Here is an 18,545-nt window from a genome sequence, read left to right on the forward strand (position 1 = left end):
TTTATAGATGGCTGTGGCAATTGTAGAATAATCAAAAGCAATTCTATAAAAATGGCATTTTTTCATCCTCTAAATTTGAATTACTTGATAATTTACGACCTACAACTACATGCAAACCGAAAAGGTAACCTTGTATTTTATTAAGAGTTTTAACTAATATGAAAAAACACCATGAAGAATTTGCAAGACGAAAAACAAAGAGATTTATCCATCAATACTTCTGATGGAACGAACAAATTTTTAACCACTGATCAAGGAGTAAAAATTAACGATGACAACAATTCACTGAAGGCAGGTGACCGCGGACCAAGTTTATTAGAAGATTTTATTTTAAGAGAAAAAATTACGCATTTTGACCACGAAAGAATTCCGGAAAGAATTGTTCACGCACGAGGATCAGGAGCGCACGGATTCTTTGAAGTAACAAATCCGATTCCAGAATTAACTAAAGCTGGTTTCTTACAGGAAAAAGGACAAAAAACACCCGTTTTTACAAGATTTTCAACCGTTGCAGGATCAAGAGGTTCTACAGATCTTGCGCGTGATGCTAGAGGATTTGCGGTTAAATTTTATACTCAAGAAGGAATTTATGATTTGGTTGCCAATAATATTCCTGTATTTTTTATTCAAGATGCCTCTAAATTTCCTGATTTAGTTCATGCTGTAAAACCAGAACCTCATAACGAAATTCCACAAGCAGCATCCGCACACGATACTTTTTGGGATTTTATTTCACTAATGCCAGAATCCATGCACATGATTATGTGGGTAATGTCAGATCGTGCAATTCCGAGAAGTTATAGAATGATGGAAGGATTTGGTGTTCATACTTTTAGACTGGTAAATGCGCAAGAAGAATCGGTTTTTGTGAAATTTCATTGGAAACCTAAGTTAGGTACACACGCCGTTGCTTGGGATGAAGCGCAGAAAATTTCGGGTAAAAATCCAGATTTCCATCGTCAAGATTTATGGGAAGCCATTGAAAATGGGAATTTTCCAGAATGGGAATTAGGCGTACAAATTATTCCAAACGAAGACGAACACAAATACGATTTCGATCTTTTGGATCCGACAAAAATTGTTCCCGAAGAACTGGTTCCTGTTACGATAATTGGAAGAATGGTTTTGAACAAAAACCCTGAAAATTTCTTTGCAGAAACAGAACAAATTGCCTTTCACCCCGGTCATGTTGTGCCAGGAATTGATTTTTCAAATGATCCGCTTTTGCAAGGAAGATTGTTTTCTTATACCGATACGCAATTATCACGATTAGGAAGTCCGAATTTTCATGAAATTCCAATCAACAGAAGCGTTGCGCCTGTACATAACAATCAGCGAGACGGCCACATGCGTCAGGAAATTAATAAAGGTCGGGTAAGCTATCATCCGAATTCTTTGGGTGGCGGATGCCCGTATCAGGCAAAAATTGCTGAAGGAGGATTTTCAAGTTTTAACGAACGTGTGGACTCTCACAAAGTGCGAGCTAGAAGTGAAAGTTTTACCGATCATTTCGGACAAGCCAAACTATTTTTTAACAGCCAGACGCCTGAAGAAAAAAGCCATATTGTAAAAGCACTGCGCTTTGAACTTGGAAAAGTAGAGACAACAGCAATTCGAGTTCGAATGCTGGGATTATTATCTCAAGTTGATACAGAACTTGCTGAAAAAGTTGCCCTTGGTCTTGGAGCTACTGTCCCTCCTATTTTAGAAAAACCAATTAACAAAGGAGTTTCGCCAGAAACAGAAGAAGCTGGAACTCAGGAACCTCAAACTATTAATCAGGCGATTGAATCTTCGCAAGCTTTGAGCATGATTAAAAACCCAACAAATTCACCAACAATTGAATCAAGAAAAGTAGCAATTTTGGTATCGGATGGTGTTTCTGAAGCAGCTGTAATGAATATGAAAAATGCACTTAAAAAAGCAGGTGCCAAAGGCTGCGTAATTGCACCACACTTAGGTGCTGTAAAAACAGATTCTGATGGAGCAATTGCGGCAGAGTTTAGTTTCTTAACTGCTTCATCAGTATTATTTGATGCCGTTTACATTCCACACGGACTAGGACTTAACGAATTGGCAGAAAATGAAGATGCACTTGAATACCTAAACGATGCTTACAAACACTGTAAAGTAATTGGTGCTGATGGTGAAGCTTCGGAGATTATAAGCGGCGCATCTTTTGCCTCTAAAATTTCAAATGATGATCCTGGCGTAATTGTAACGAGCGAAATTGCAACTGAAGCATTTGCTCAGGAATTTATAAATGCGATGACGAAGCACCGTTTTTGGCAGCGCGAAACCAACTTATACAATTAATTTCAAAAAAACATAAAATGAAAAATTCAGAAAAACAAGGTCAGACTAATGCCGCAAAATCAAAAGCGAATCAGTCAAAAGATATAAAAAACAATGCAAAAAAAATCAATATTGTAGCACCATCTCCAGATGCAGCAACAGAATTGAAAGATTTATTTATTGACAGTCTCAAAGATATTTACTGGGCAGAAAATGCCTTATTGAGCGCTTTACCAAAAATGGCGGCTAATGCGTCCTCAGCAGGACTTTCTGGTGCTATCTTAGAACACATTTCTGTTACTGAAAATCAAGTAGCAAGACTGGAACAGGTATTTGATTTACTGGGAGAAAAAGCCGAAGGTAAAAAATGTGAAGCAATGGCTGGATTATTAAAAGAAGGCGATAGTATTATTTTAGAAACCGCTCCAGGTGCTGTTAGAGATGCTGGAATTATTGCTGCTTCTCAAAAAATCGAACATTATGAAATTGCTACTTACGGCACTTTAGTTGCCTTTGCAAAAGCTATTGGCGAAAATGATGCGGCCAAATTATTAACGCAGACTCTTGCCGAAGAAAAAGAAGCAGATTGTTTGTTAAACGATGTTGCTTTAAACTTGGTCAACCTTGTAGCTGCGGAATAAATGACCATTATAAATAGATAAGAATAACTTTTAAAATATTATACTATGAATTTAGAAGAAAAAGAAAATTACGATCTGGGAGATCAAAATTTTCAAGACAAAGAACGATATGAAGATCCTGATATTGACATGCCTCCAACAGATCATCCAATATCTGACAACGCGGAACCAGATTACGGCGATGACTTAGAAATCAACGAATCTGATGATGATTATGATGATGATGAATTCGATGACGACGATGAATTTGACGACAATGAAATTGACAATGCCGACTTAGAAGATCTAGACGATGACGCTGGTACGAATCCAAATCGGAATAATTTCTAAAGAAAACCCCATCTAGAAATAGATGGGGTTGTTTTATAAGTTTTGCTTTTGTTTTTTTTCTTTGTCCCCAGTCGCTTTTCGGTCTCTTTTTTCATTCCAAAATTGAATGATAGAACCTAATACTTTTCTAAATTTTTCTTCACTGTAAGGATTTATAAAATAACTCTGGGTGGGAACAGAATAAGTATCAATGATAAAACAATTGGGAAATAAAACGGAATAGAATAAACAAGGACAATCTGATTTTTGACTAATATCCTTATGATGCTCTAAATTCTGATGTTTGCTGTCTTCTTGAAATTGAAGAATATTGGTAAAAAATATAAAAGGATTTATGTCGTTCAATAACAGTTCTTCGTCTGCCTCTTTAAGTGTATCGAAGTAAAGTATCTCATTACTTACAGATAACTCCAAAAAAATCTGAGCGAATAAACGGCGATCTTCTATATTTTGTTCTATAATTATGATTGGGCCACTTTTATTCATAACAATTCTTTTTTGAGATTATACTTAAAGAATTTTACAAAGATGAATAGAATTTAATGGCTAATTTATATAATTCACCTTCCAATGTTATATAATTTCCAGTTTTGGAAGAAAATTAGGTTTAAACAATTACTTTTTAGCACTAGCTGAAATGTTTAAACACTTCTTAAAAAATATCCGAGATTTTTTAATGTGGGAATTATATAAATTGAAAATGTAATTCTGTAAATAACAGACAGATCCAAATCTATCTTTGTAAACTGATTTCCAACACTATAGAAGACATGAAAAACTTTACTTTCCTTTTACTACTTATTATAGTTCTGACCTCAATTTTAAATTTTGGCTGTGAACAGCTTTGTGAAGATGAAAATGATACAAGAGCTCACCAAGAAGCTTCAATTCATAAAGTAGACACTCTGAGAACATTAGAAATTGACTAATCTATTCATTTAAAAAAATCAAGTTATGGAAAATATAAAATCAAACATTGGAAAAAACGCTTGCAGTGTTTCTAATACAAAAATGTATCCTGGAGATAATAATGAATTAATTTGTGTGAAAGTCTATAAAGGAGATTGGGGACATTGGGATGAAAAACCAGAATATACTAAACAAAATACCCGTACTATTTCTGACAACCTAATGAAAGATCAAATTAAATGAAATTTGATTGTATCTAAATCAGAACTAAAATAGTGAGTAAATCAATCCATAAAAAAAGAGCTAAAATGTTAATGATAACACTCTAACTCTTTTCGATATTTTAGTTTGACATTATTGTACTTTCTATTTGAAAATGCAGCAATTTGTCTCATTACCACGGAATACATTAATTAGAAAGTACAGATAAGATGCAAACCATAAGAATAAAATTATTTAAAATTCCAACCTAAAGTCAAACCAAATGCTACTGGTGTGATTTTAGCATTTTGTTCCGTGCTGTACAAACCATTTGCTTTTCTATCGTTGGTTGATCCTGGATTAAAACCTACATAAGACTGATTATTTTTTTGATCCAATATTGTTCCAGATCCTTTCTCAAGAAACATTGCTACATATAAGGCATTCTTTTTAGTCATATCAAATGTAAATCCTAACTCGAAAAAACTCATCAAAATCCCTTTTGTTTCATATTTTCCTGATGCTGAATAACTGCTTTCCTGTCCTATTCCATATTCAGGTAAATCATCAATAGTTAAATTAAAATCAGGATAATAAGCAGTACCTGTTACATTATCGGCAGTTGCTTTTATTTTATAACTAACAGGCAAAAAATACTTTACTCCTGCTCTAAAATTAAAATCAATTCCTTTATTGATGTTGGTTTTAAATTGCACAAATAATGGAATCTGAACGGCTTCCAATGTTTGTTTTTCTTTATAATTACTTGTAGTCACATTATAAATAAATGCAGAACCTGAAGCATCTACTTCATAATTGGTTAATGTACTAGAAGGCGCAATCAAAGATACGTTTTGTTTGTATTGCGAAAATTCTAATCCTGATCCAAGTCCGATATTTTTTGTAAAGGAATAGATATATCCAGCTTTTACAGCTCCTCCCATTTTAGTTTCGGCTATTGTTCCTTCTACATTACCTTCCAGATTCGCTGCTCCTGTTTGTACACCTACATAAAATTGAGCACTAGCAGCTGTTGAGAAAAGAATTAATACAATTCCTAGAATATGTTTACTATTAAATTTCATATCTGTTATTTTTTACCAGAATAATCCATCCCCATTTAGAGATAATGGGGATTTCATATTCTTCTATTATTTAGTTTTTAACTAAAAGGTTCTTAGTAAACGATTTACCATTTGCTAAAGTGATTCTCACAATATAGACAGCTTCAACAGCTGGAGCTAGTAAAGTAGTCTCGTTTTCATTAGTGTTTTTTTGATCTACCAACGATCCATTCATACCAAATACTTCAATATGGGCATTTAGCATTTGAGCAGGATCTAAATTGGTAATCAATTGATAAGTCTCGTTTTTTCTAACAGGGTTAGGATAAATTCTAACCGACTCAACTGTTTTAGTTGAAGACAAAGTCAATGGACAAGAAGTAATTACGGTCCCGTCTAATTTTGTTGCAACTGCATAATATGTTCCGTTTAAACCTCCCACTTCTTTATAATATTGTAGAGTTTGACCTGCAATCAGAATTCCGTTTTTGTACCAAGTGTAAGATTTAAATTCTTTCGAACTGTTGTCAAAGAAAATAACATCTTCAAACTGTTGTCTGATTAAATTCGCCTGGCTACTTATAACTGGTAATGCTATATTTTCGGCTGCATTGTAATTATTATTACCCGCTTGCGAAGCCGTAATAGTTGCAGTTCCAGAATTGTTATAAGTCAATTCATTATTCGAAATCGTTACCACATCCAGATTCGAAGACACATACGTTATAGGTAAACCACTATTTGAACTTGCAGTTAAAACGTTTGTACTTACTCCCTCACAATTTGAAACCAAAGTTTGATTCCAAGTAATTACTTGATCTGCTTTGGTAATTTCAAAATCTTTACCAACATACGTAATAACATAATTGTCACCTGCAGTCAACGTTCCTTGTGCAATTGCATAAGTTCCCACATTTTCTCCCGCTCCTCTTTTTAAAACACCAGAGAAAGCATCTCTTCCAACTAAACTAGGTGAAACCGCATAAGTAAAAGTTGGATCTGTTGTTCCATACACTTTTGTTTGAGAAGCATCAGCCGTTACTGTGATTGATTTTGCTTTAATTTCAAAGGTATTTGAGCCAATCAACGTTACGTTATAGTTCGATCCTGCTGACAAACTTCCAATAGTATATTTGTAAGTTCCAGCATTCTCACCTTTTACTCTGCTTAAGTTTCCGCTAAAAGTATTTCCAATTAACAAAGCTTCACTTGCTGTATAAGCAAAAACAGAATCTGCTTCTCCGTAAAATTTGTTTTGAGCAACCTCAGCAGTTACCGTAATTTCTTTTGGAGTAATTTCAAAATCTTTACTTTCAAAAGTAATCGTGTAATTAGGTCCTGCGCTCAAGTCTCCTTGTTCGATGGCATAAAAATCAACATCCTCTCCAAATACTCTAGATAAAGCTCCTGTAAAAGTATCATTACCTATTAAAGCTGGCGAAACAGTCGATGTTAGAACTGGTTCAGCTGAACCATACACTTTCTTTTGAGAAGCGTCGGCAGTTACTGTAATAGGTTTTGCCGTGATCGTATAGTCTTTACTTACGTAATCAATGCTGTAATTAGATCCTGCACTCAAAGTTCCTTGGTTAATCGTATAAGCTCCAATATTTTCACCTAAAACTCTAGATAAATTTCCTGTGAACGAATCTCCACTTTCTAAACTTGGCGTAAATGAATAGGTTAAAGCTGCATCTGACTCTCCATATACTTTTGTTTGTGAATCTGCAGTAACTGCAATTGTTTTGGCAGTTATTTCAAAGTCTTTTCCAACATACGTAATTGTATAATTGCCTCCCGCAGTCAATGTTCCTTGTGTTATTACATAAGGTCCTACATTTTCGCCTGTTGCTCTTTCTAAAATACCAGAAAAAGCATCATTTCCAACTAAACTCGGTGAAACTGAATACGTAAAAACCGGATCTTCTGTTCCATACACTTTTGTTTGAGAAGCATCAGCTGTTACAGTGATTGGTTTTGCTTTAACTTCAAAGGTATTTGAACCAACCAAAGTCACCGTATAGTTGGATCCTGCCGCTAAACTTCCAATAGTATAATTGTAAGTCCCAGCGTTCTCGCCATCCTCTCTGCTTAAGCTTCCGCTAAAGGTATTTCCTGTTGCCAAAACCTCACTTGCAGTATATGTAAAAGTTGGATCTATTTCTCCATAAAATTTGTTTTGAGAAGCATTGGCGCTTAATGTGATTTCTTTTGGTGTAATTTCAAAATCTTTACTTTCAAAAGTAATGGTATAATTAGAGCCTGCGCTCAAATCTCCTTGTTCGATAGGATATAAACCTACATTCGCTCCATTTGCTCTAGATAAAGCTCCTGTGAAAGTATCATTACCTATTAAAGCTGGCGAAACGGTCGATGTCAGAATAGGTTCTGCTGCACCATACACTTTCTTTTGAGAAGCATCGGCAGTTACCGTGATAGGTTTTGCCGTGATCGTGTAATCTTTGCTTACAAAATTAATAGTGTAATTAGAACCTGCACTTAAACTTCCTTTTGTAATAGCATAAGCTCCAATGTTTTCCCCAAAAGCTCTAGATAAAATTCCTGTAAACGAATCTCCGCTTTCTAAACTTGGTGCAAATGAATAGGTCAAAGCTGCATCTGACTCTCCATACACTTTTGTTTGAGAATCTGCAGTAACTGCAATTGTTTTCGTGGTAATCTCAAAGTCATTTCCTTTATACGTAATTGTATAATTGCCTCCCGCAGTCAATGTTCCTTGTGCTATTGCATAAGGTCCTACATTTTCGCCTGTTGCTCTTTCTAAAATACCAGAGAAAGCATCATTTCCAACTAAACTCGGTGAAACTGAATACGTAAAAACCGGATCTTCTGTTCCATACACTTTTGTTTGAGAAGTATCAGCTGTTACTGTGATTGGTTTTGCTTTAACTTCAAAGGTATTTGAGCCAACTAAACTTACATTATAGTTTGATCCTGCTGCTAAACTTCCAATAGTATAATTGTAAGTTCCAACGTTCTCACCATCCCCTCTACTTAAGCTTCCGCTAAAGGTATTTCCTATTGCCAAAGCTTCGCTTGCAGTATATGTAAAAGTTGGATCTATTTCTCCATAAAATTTGTTTTGAGAAGCATTGGCGCTTACTGTGATTTCTTTTGGAGTAATTTCAAAATCTTTACTTTCAAAAGTAATGGTATAATTAGAACCTGCGCTCAAATCTCCTTGTTTGATAGCATACAAACCTACATTCGCTCCATTTGCTCTAGATAAAGCTCCTGTAAAAGTATCATTACCAATTAAAGCTGGCGAAACGGTCGATGTCAGAATAGGTTCTACTGCACCATACACTTTCTTTTGAGAAGCATCAGCAGTTACCGTGATAGGTTTTGCTGTGATCGTATAATCTTTACTTACAAAATTAATAGTATAATTAGTACCTGCGCTTAAACTTCCTTTTGCAATAGCATAAGTTCCAATGTTTTCCCCAAAAGCTCTAGATAAAGTTCCTGTGAATGAATCTCCGCTTTCTAAACTTGGTGCAAATGAATAAGTAAAAGCCGCATCTGACTCTCCATATACTTTTGTTTGAGAAGCGTCAGCCGTTACTGTGATTGTTTTTGCTGTAATTTTAAAATCATTACCTACGTAAATAATATTGTAATTTGTACCAGCATTTAACGTTCCTTGTTTAATTGCATAAGTTCCTATGTTCTCTCCTGTGGCTCTTTTTAAAGTCCCTGTGAATGAATCACCACTTACTAAACTAGGAGTAAAAGTATAGCTTAAAGTAGATTCAGTTGCACCATACACTTTTGTTTGTAAAGCATCAGCCGTTACTGTGATATCTTTTGGTGTAATTTCACCAATTTGTCCAGACACAGTTTGAGAACTCAACACATAATTTGAAGCATTTACTCCACCAATTGTCAAGTCTTCAACTGTTATAGTTTTATTTTTTCCGACATTTTGAGTATCATACGATCCTAATAACGAAGCGTTTAAAGTTACTACCTCGTTTTCCAAAATTCCAGTAACATCAAAATTACTATTTGTTAAAACTGCCTGAGTTGTTCCATCAAAAATTTTGCTTACGCTTCCTTTTAATGCAACTTCTACCGTTTTAGATTTAACCATAGCTGTATTTGACGTTAAAGAAGTAGCGCTTAATACATAGTTTCTAGAATCAGTTCCAGATAACGCAAAATCTTTAATCGTAACTGCTTTATTTATTCCTACATCTTTATTATCTAAAGTACCAGCTGCAGGATTATTTAATGTTACATTATCACCACTAACAATTCCTTCTAAAACAAAATTATTAGCGTTTAATCCTATAACAGTATTACCATTATAAACTTTTGATATTTCGCCTTGCACTATAACATTTACAGATTTAGGGTTTATAATCAATTCCCCTTCTACAACTTTATCATTATAATTTGGTTTGCTTAGTACAGCATATACCTTATAATTTCCAACCTCTTTATTGTTGTTATTGGTATAACTTACCGATACCTGATTAGGAAGACTACCTGCAATCGCTAATGATTTTTCGGTTCCATCATAAACATAAGTGTTTGATGCTAAAACGAAATTATCACTTAAATTTCCTTTTACAATTGTTAATTTGGCAGTAAGCTGTTTGTTATTATAATTTACACCTCCATTAATATTTACTGTAACATTATAAGAACCAACATTAATATTATCATTATTGGTGTATGTTACTGTAACTCCGTCTGGAAGTGTACCGTCAAGTGAAAATCTTTTAACTGTACCATCATAAACTTCTTCTTTTTCTAATAAAAACATCACATTCGCAAGATTGCTTTTAGTAATAGTCATTGAAGTCGTTAATTCAAGCAACTTGTAATTAGAACCTGAAAGGGAAGCTTTTACATTATTATAAACACCTGCATTCTTCTGGGTATTTGAGTACACCACATTTACTCCTTCAGGTAAAGTTCCCGATACATCTGGATGTTTGTCAAAACCGTCATAAGTAAACGTTTGTGCATTAAATGAAATACCTGAAAGGTCTTTTTTATTAATTTTAAGTGTATTAGATACTGTTAAATTATTATAAAATTCACCTCCATTAATATTGGCTTTAACAACATAATCACCTGCATTTATTTGTCCGTTACCTTCATAAGATACACTAGTTCCTGCTGGTAAATCTGTAACATTCAAATATTTTTGAGAACCATCGTAAGTATATGTTGCTGCATTTAAAGTGGCTGTAAAATCTCCTTTTTCAACCGTAAGTTTAAAGTTTTTAGTTACAGGAGCATAGATTTCATCTCCACTTTGAGCAACTGTTATTATCGCCTGCCCAACTCCTGTAATATGAATTTTATTATCTTTTGTAATGTAAGCTACATTCTTATTATCACTACTATAAGTAAGTGGCGAAAGATTGCTTGATGCACTTCCTACTGCAAAATCGGCATCGGTATACTTTTTAGTTATATCATTGACGTTAATGGTCTGTGCTATTTTAGACTCATAACATCCCATATCTATTGTAGTATTAAGAAAACGACTGCTATTTGCAAGATCTTTATTACCTGCAATTAGTGTGTTGTACAGCGAATTATCACCTTTGTTAACCGCAGCAGATGTTGTTTTTAAAGCAAAGTTATTAGCATTTGCATCAACAAAATCAGCAGGCTGTGCATAGAAATTATTAGCTAATGTCATTCCGCTGTATTGAGTCTGAGCCTTAGACAGCAGAGAGTTTTTAACCGTAGCTATTGCTGCTCCTGTTCTATTGATATCAATGTTATCTTGGTTATCTCTAAAAACAGCATTAAACACTTCTAAATTAGAAGCTCCAACAGCAAAAATATGAGATGCACTTGTGTTATCTCCAAAAGTAGCATTAACAATTTTTACATTGGCATCACTAATTGCAATTGAAGTACCAGTTGCTCCATAATGATAAGCTGAATTACCATAAAAAAGTGTATTATAAATAGAAACATTAGAATTATTTGTAACATAAATACCTCCACCTAGAATACCCGAATTGTTTTTTGTAATAAAACAGTTTTTTACCGTAACGTTAGAACTATGTACTCGTATTCCTCCACCATATTCTCTTGTAATAGATTTTCCGTTTATTGTTACAATTCCTTCTGAGCCATGTGCTGCACTTGCAGCCTCACCATTTACAATATAAAAACCATCGATCTCGTTATTACCTGCTGCATTAGAAACTGTAATGATATGATTGATTAAAGATTGACCATCTAGAATTGTTTTATTGTCTTGAATATGTCTGTCTGTTAAACTCTCATTAGCAATATTTCCATCAAAACCTCCATATAGTTTTACACCATCTAATAGTAAAAAGCTGTTGTCTCTTCCTTCATCAATATAGTTGGAATTATCTCTAGAACTGTATTTTGGTGTATAAGAACCTTTAGCTACATAAATTTTGTTTACAGTGTTTGGTGTATTAACATTCATAATAGAAGCATAGCGTAAAGCCAATGATAAATCGCTTAATGCTAATTGCCATGATGAACCATCGCCACCAACTGTACCTTGTTTTACATATAGTGTATTATTTGTTAATGTAGTATTAGGTAGTATTTTTAAAGTTCCCTCTTTATAAATAAAATTATAATTATTAGAAGATAAACCGCTTGGCAATATACCATCTGCATAAATACCAATTTCTGTTTTACCAATAGCATTACCTGAGTAAACTAATGATCCTGTCAACTTAGAACGATCATCACCATTAACAAAACCTGTATAGCTTACATCATAATCTGCATTTGCCATTGCTAGATTATTGGCAAGTTTAGTTTTATCGTTTGCTTTTACTGTTAAAGTAGCTTTATCTATAGTTAAACCAAAGGTTTTTTCTGCTGGAGCATAATTTTCATTACCAGCTTGGCTAACAGTAATAGTTGCTGTACCTGTAGTTAGTATATGAATTTTACCATCTTTAATCGATGCAACATTAGCGTTACTGCTTTTTGTGTAAGTTAATGGTAAGCCACTTGCTACTGTTACCGATGGATTAGTAAAATCTGCGTCTCCATAGATTTTTGTTAAATCTGCCGTTGCAATATTTTGAGTTGATCGCAATTCTTCTGCACCAACATCAATAGTTCCTGATAAACGATTGTACCCGTTAATATCATATGTTGACAAGCCATTAAAAGTATAGTATCCATTAGCTCCTCTATCTTTTGCATAACTATCTTCTTTTAGCTCGATACTGTTTGTTTTAAAAATTGCATCCAAAGTAACAGTTTCACTATTGTTATAAAGGCCTTCTGCTATATTAGCGTCTTTTTGCACAATACTATTGTATGATACTATTCCGCTAGAAGTCCCTTTATTGTTATTCATATAAATCGAATTGTACAATGTAGTTACCGAGCCTCCGTCATTTACAATAGCAGGAGCATTTCCATTGTTTCCAGATATCGAATAATTATCTTTAATTGTACAATTGTATAATTTTGGTTTACTATTGTTAACATTGTACATAGCCGATCCATATCCATAATATGCAGAATTACCAGCTAAATTTCCATCAACTCCAACTTTACTATTTTTAATAATGCAATTTATAAGTATAGGGCTACTGTTATCATTGTATAATCCCCCTCCATATGTCGTGTGTGTGTAGTAAGGATAAGGAAATAATGAATTATCTGTAATTATACAGTTTACAATAGTAGGCGAACTATTTCTGTTATAAATACCTCCACCTTGCTTTGCAACATTTGCAAAAGATCCTCCAATTGTGAATCCGTCAATAATATCGGCATTAGTTAATTTGTTATCGTCATTTGTTATTACTCTGTTTCCTCTAGCTCCTTGACTTAGAATAGATGCACCAAATTTTCTTTTGTGTGAAAGTGCTGTAATGCCTTTATCAGGATCAAAAGATCCATACATACTAACTCCTTTTACCATGGCAAAACTTTGCCCATCATTAGATGAATACTGTCCAGCAGATACAAATATTTTTGTTGCTTTAATTGTACTTGAATTAATTAATCTTGCAATATCTAATGCATCTCTAACTTCTCCTAAAGCATTACTCCAAGATGTTCCATCACCTGTAGCGCCTTTTTTAACGTATAGCGTACCATCGGTTAATGTAATATCTGGTTCAATTCTTAAACTACCAGGATTGTAGACAATTTCATATTTAGATGAAGTATATCCAGATGGAATTATCGTATAATTATCACCTATGTTAGTAGCAGTTGTAGCGCTTCCGCTAAATGTCAAACTTCCACCTAAACTATTATCTGGCACATCTCCTGAGACAAAGCCTGAATAAGAGACAGTAAATCCGGTAAACGGAGAATCATCTTTTATTTTGACTTTATTATCTGCAGTAACAGTTAATAGTCCTTTATCTACGGTTAATACGAAAGTAGCAGTAACAGCATCGTATTCTGTATCATTTCCTTTTTGATTAACTGTTATAGTAGCTGTTCCAACGCTTAAGATTGTAATTTTACCATCTTCTATTTTAGCAACAGCATTATCACTAGAAGATATATATTCAAGTGGCAATCCGCTTGATGCAGTACCATGTGTGAAGGGTTGATCTCCATATTTTTTTGTAATAGCAGTAGCTGTTATGGTTTGAACTTTATTTCTCTCAAAAGCTCCGATATCAACAGTAGTATCAATAATACGTGATTTCCCTTTTAAGTCTTTCGAAGGTAAAACAATATTCGCCAAACTATTTTTACCTGCATTTAGCGCAGGACTAGTAGTTAGTAACAAATAATTTGAATCAAAAACAGAAGTGGTACTAGTAGTACCGCCCAAGCCTTGAATTAAGCTGTTTTCATAACTAGGATTACTAGCATTATTAACGATATCTGAACTGTTTTTTACACTTACTGAATTTAAAATTCTTGCCGAAGAACCATTTGCATTAAACAATGCAGCTCCCTGTGCACCAGTATTATCAGCTATCGTAGCATTAAGTAATGTAGGCAATGAGGCATTGTTGTACATAGACGCTCCGTTAGGTGCTGTATTAGTAATAACTAAGCAGTTAACCCAAGTTGTATTAGCGTTTTCATTATATACAGCTCCACCATTTGCAGTAGCATTATTTGATCTTATGATACAGTTTTCAAATTTTGCAGCTACTTTTTTATTATATATACCTCCACCATTAGCAGCATTACCATTTGTAATAGTAAAACCATTTAAAACTGCATTAACAGTTAAGCCATTATCATCATTTTTAATTACAGAGGCATTGTTTCCTCTTAAAATACTTCCGTCATTTACATTACCTGTAATACGTTGGTGCGTTAAGTTCGTAATAGCATTATCAGGATCAAATCCGCCATAGATTTCTACGTTTTTAGGCATTACATATGACTTGCCTGAAGCTAATTGATAAGTTCCTTTGGCTACAAATATTTTTTTAACTCTTTTAGGGTCATTGTCATCTGTATGAACAGAATTAATATTAGCCGCTCTTGTCAAAGCAAGTTCTAAATTATTTAAAGAACTATTCCATGAAGAACCATCTCCATTTCCATTTTGCTTTACATATAAAGTATTATCCGTTAAACTTAAATTCGATTTTATTTCTAAAGTTCCTTCTTCAAATAAAACCGTGTATTTACTGGAAGTAATACCTTGAGGAATAATTTTATAAACACCCGGTTCAATAGCAGTCGTAGCATCTCCTGAAAAAGCAAGCGCACCAGCTATACTATTTGATTCACTGTCACCAGACTCAAAACCAGCATAAGAAATGGTATAATTACTATTTCCGTAAACAATTCCGTCAAACAACTTAACTTTATTAATCGCTTTAATTGTCAGAGGTATTTTCGTAACATTCACTACTATTTTACTTCTAACACTTTCGCAATTATTAGCGTTGGTTTGGCTTACCCAATAAGTAGCAGAATTTTCAGATGACATATTTAAGGAAGGCACTGTTGTTAATGCTGTCCCCCCTTGTTCTTGTGTATACCATTTTAAATTGCTTCCATTTACCACAATTCTAGCGCCTTGCTGACCAATAATAAAATTTTGAGGCGTTTGCGCTGTTGGCGGCTCTGTCGAACTTATCGACACCGTAACACTTGCTCTGTCACTTTCACAACCGTCAACATTTTGACTTGCATAGTACGTATTACCAGAAACTAAAGCCGTATTACTCGCTAATGGATTACCTCCTAAAGCCTGGCCATACCATTTAATACTTGTACCTGTTGCTTTTAAATCATTTACAATAGCTTCTGTTCCACAAAAAGCTTGTGTTGCAACAACAGTCGGCTTCGTTTTGGCAGAAGCTCCTAATTCATTTTCATAAGCTCCAATATCAATTGAGTTTACTTTTCTGTTCTTCCCCGCAAGATCGGTGTTAGGAAATTCACTTGAATACAATGAATTGTTTCCTTTATTTATTAGGGGGCTACAACCTGTTAGATTAAAATTATTATTTATAGCATCAACAAAATACAAGTTAGCTTCACGAATATTATTATTCTTGTTAACATATTTATTTTGATCATCATATCTGAAAGCATTATTCTGAACATCAGCTGAAGTATTTGATCCTTCAAGTTGTTCTATAATATTATTATATAGCTTGATTTGTTTACCAACATTATAAATTCCATGACTTAAATTTTCATTCCACATGGTATTATTTACAAAATCGACATTTGAATTAGGATAAAAAAGTGCAGTAACACCCTCATTTCCGGTAAAAACATTATTATATAGCTTGTTCTCTCCGTCAAATACAGTCAGTACGCCACTTACCTGCCCATTATTGTCGATATTAACAATATTATTTCTAAGAGTATTATTGAAGAATTGGGTTTTAGCAGAACTTTCAATATCTACAGCAGCACCTGTCAAGGATTTATTTCCTACAAATTCATTATTATATACATTACTGATAATCAAACCATTAAAAAATAACCCACCACCTCTTTCACTAGAATTGTTACTTTCGAAAGTATTATTGTTTATTGTTAACTTATTACTGGCAACAGTAGAGCTGGCTAATATTGCCCCTCCAAATCTAGAACTTTTGTTGTTTTTGAAAGTATTATTATTAATAATAGAATTAACTGTAATAGTTTCGAAATGAATTGCTCCTCCTTGTCTTGTAGCAGTGTTGTCTGTAAATATATTATCAGAGATTTTAACGTTATTATCTTTGACAGTTGCTACAGCACCTCCTAAACCAGAATCAGAAAAATTAGTTGTGGTAACACTATTTTTGGTAAATGTATTTCCAGTTAAAGTAGTTGTATTTTTATTTTCAAGTAAATATAAAGCACCTCCTGTCAAAGAAGTATTCTCTGAAAATGTGTTTGTTGAAAATTTAACATCCTTTGTTTCAGATAACAAAGTTGCTCCCCCTAAACTTTTTAAAGCTTTATTATTACTAAAATTATTTGATGCTACTTCTGCATTTATAACTCTACGAAGCACAATTGCACCACCACCACCAGCAAGTGTCACACTTGCTTCCATCAAAGCCTTGTTGTCAGTAAATGAAGAATTGGTAATTTTAAGATTGCTATTGTTTTCATCCACAAAAATAGCCCCTGCAACTTCTGCACTGTTATTATTAAAAATACAATTATTAATGATTCTTGATGATGCATTGATCTGGGTCGCTTTTTCTATAAAGATAGCTCCCGCAAATCCAGTCTCAGCTTTAGTTTTATTGGCTTGGTTGTTACTAAATGAAACATCGTTTATATTAAAAAGTCTTCCTCCTAAATCACTAATAGCACCTCCTAAAGACGAGCTATTATTAGTAAAACTTCCTCCCGTGATAGTTAAATAACTATTACTGTTACTAATTGCACCTCCATTATCAGTTGCTTTATTATTAGAAAAAGTACAGTTGGTTAAAGTAGTACGACCACCATCTTGTACACATATTGCTCCACCTACAATAGCATTATTATCTTTAAATACTACATTTTCTAATGTTAAAACCCCTTTAATATTATAAATAGCACCTCCATTACTTTTAGGGTAAGATGTATTAAGTATTGTGGTGGTTGTCATATCACCTCCTGGAATTGAAGGTACACCTGGCAAACCACTAATCCCCATCAATTGCAACCCCAATGAAGTATAATTGTAATAAGGGCTCTCTGTCATTGAAACAAACCAATCTGGGTATTTTTCTTTAATTTTATCGTTAGTAGAAATACCTTTAGTTTCTTCAGTTATTTTATAAAATTCCCATAAATCAGCGCTTCCATCACTAATGGTTAGTCCGTTTATGTAGTAATTTTCATTTTCCTCAAGAGCATGGATAAGCACAACGTGATGCGCTGAACTTCCACCCCCTAAATTTCCGCTAAGAATGGTTTCATTTCGACCATTTCTTTGTGAAAGATCTGTTTCATTACCCAAAAAACCACCATACAACTTCACATCCTTTTTTAAACCAAAGGTGTTGTTCCTATCCCGACTACTGGTGTTAGGCGCTAAAGCTACTTTAGGAGTGTATATTCCTCTGGCAATCCATACTTGGGTACCACCTTCAGATGTACTAATCATTCTCTGCAAGTTGTCAGAAGCATTAGCCCAAGAACTTCCATCTTTATTTCCAGCACCGGTTACCGTTACATATTTTACTGTTTGAGATTGTACTAAAACAGTAAATAAAAAGAAACACGTTAAAAGTGTGTATCTGGATAAATTGGGTTGTTTTTTAAAAAATTTGAGCGTTTTAATTTTCTGTAAATAAAGATACCATACAAAAATTAAAGACTTCAAAATCAAGAAGTAGTTTTTTTCCATAAAAGAGTAAGTAATAAAATTGATTTATATAGTTTAGGTAGTTTTAAGCCTGTTTAAACAAGTTGTAATTCAGGCTGTAGATTTTTGAGACATTCAATGAAAACAGAGTTTTTTTCATAAGGTTAGTATTTAGATTTGGGATAGAAATGAGATTAAAAAAGGGCAACTACATTTCAGGTCAAAATTAAAGACATCTTGACCAATAAGCCTATTTATTGGGGAGGACAAAAAAAAGACATTTTTAAAAACTACTGATTTTCAAACAATAAGCTATCATTTTAAAATAGAATGATTATAATAGTATTTATGCAGTCTATAAACTTT

Annotated in this window: 7 protein-coding genes; 4 read left to right on the forward strand and 3 right to left on the reverse strand. The window is 33.7% G+C overall.

Translation table 11 applies throughout. The features are described from left to right. Window positions 1-171: 171 nt before the first annotated feature. From NQQ59_RS23415 to NQQ59_RS23425, 3 genes are read left to right on the forward strand one after another with little or no spacing between them, the layout of a single operon-like run. Entirely contained in the window at window positions 172-2,316 is a 2,145-nt protein-coding gene (locus NQQ59_RS23415; RefSeq protein ID WP_144212076.1) for a catalase, read from the forward strand. A gap of 17 nt (window positions 2,317-2,333) precedes the next feature. Further along, window positions 2,334-2,936 (forward strand): YciE/YciF ferroxidase family protein, encoded by a 603-nt coding sequence (locus NQQ59_RS23420; RefSeq protein ID WP_144212074.1) that lies wholly within the window; start codon window positions 2,334-2,336, stop codon window positions 2,934-2,936. A gap of 45 nt (window positions 2,937-2,981) precedes the next feature. Further along, window positions 2,982-3,266 carry a hypothetical protein gene (locus NQQ59_RS23425; RefSeq protein ID WP_144212072.1) on the forward strand — a complete coding sequence of 95 codons (285 nt, stop codon included), beginning with the start codon at window positions 2,982-2,984 and terminating at the stop codon, window positions 3,264-3,266. Between the two features lie 33 nt (window positions 3,267-3,299). On the opposite strand, the gene NQQ59_RS23430 is transcribed toward NQQ59_RS23425, so the two are convergent. Continuing rightward, the gene (locus NQQ59_RS23430) at window positions 3,300-3,752 is read right to left on the reverse strand and encodes a hypothetical protein (RefSeq protein WP_144212070.1); all 453 of its coding nucleotides are present in this window, start codon (window positions 3,750-3,752) and stop codon (window positions 3,300-3,302) included. Window positions 3,753-4,220: 468 nt separating this feature from the next. Here NQQ59_RS23430 and NQQ59_RS23435 point away from each other — a divergent pair, with 468 nt between their 5' ends. Beyond that, window positions 4,221-4,418, forward strand: coding sequence for a hypothetical protein (locus NQQ59_RS23435; protein WP_144212068.1), 198 nt, complete (start codon window positions 4,221-4,223; stop codon window positions 4,416-4,418). A gap of 209 nt (window positions 4,419-4,627) precedes the next feature. On the opposite strand, the gene NQQ59_RS23440 is transcribed toward NQQ59_RS23435, so the two are convergent. Both NQQ59_RS23440 and NQQ59_RS23445 read right to left on the reverse strand, forming a co-directional pair. Next, entirely contained in the window at window positions 4,628-5,461 is an 834-nt protein-coding gene (locus NQQ59_RS23440) for a hypothetical protein (RefSeq protein WP_144212066.1), read from the reverse strand. A gap of 70 nt (window positions 5,462-5,531) precedes the next feature. Beyond that, window positions 5,532-18,221 carry an MBG domain-containing protein gene (locus NQQ59_RS23445; protein WP_257698451.1) on the reverse strand — a complete coding sequence of 4,230 codons (12,690 nt, stop codon included), beginning with the start codon at window positions 18,219-18,221 and terminating at the stop codon, window positions 5,532-5,534. Window positions 18,222-18,545: the final 324 nt, after the last annotated feature.

The sequence above is a fragment of the Flavobacterium panacis genome (assembly GCF_024649945.1).
Taxonomy (GTDB): domain Bacteria; phylum Bacteroidota; class Bacteroidia; order Flavobacteriales; family Flavobacteriaceae; genus Flavobacterium; species Flavobacterium panacis.

What these genes read in the sequence shown, in the direction of transcription:
- NQQ59_RS23415 (WP_144212076.1), top strand. Translation starts at nt 172, where the DNA reads ATGAAGAATTTGCAAGACGAAAAACAAAGAGATTTATCCATCAATACT.
- NQQ59_RS23440 (WP_144212066.1), bottom strand. Translation starts at nt 5,461, where the DNA reads ATGAAATTTAATAGTAAACATATTCTAGGAATTGTATTAATTCTTTTC.
- NQQ59_RS23445 (WP_257698451.1), bottom strand. Translation starts at nt 18,221, where the DNA reads ATGGAAAAAAACTACTTCTTGATTTTGAAGTCTTTAATTTTTGTATGG.
- NQQ59_RS23420 (WP_144212074.1), top strand. Translation starts at nt 2,334, where the DNA reads ATGAAAAATTCAGAAAAACAAGGTCAGACTAATGCCGCAAAATCAAAA.
- NQQ59_RS23435 (WP_144212068.1), top strand. Translation starts at nt 4,221, where the DNA reads ATGGAAAATATAAAATCAAACATTGGAAAAAACGCTTGCAGTGTTTCT.
- NQQ59_RS23425 (WP_144212072.1), top strand. Translation starts at nt 2,982, where the DNA reads ATGAATTTAGAAGAAAAAGAAAATTACGATCTGGGAGATCAAAATTTT.
- NQQ59_RS23430 (WP_144212070.1), bottom strand. Translation starts at nt 3,752, where the DNA reads ATGAATAAAAGTGGCCCAATCATAATTATAGAACAAAATATAGAAGAT.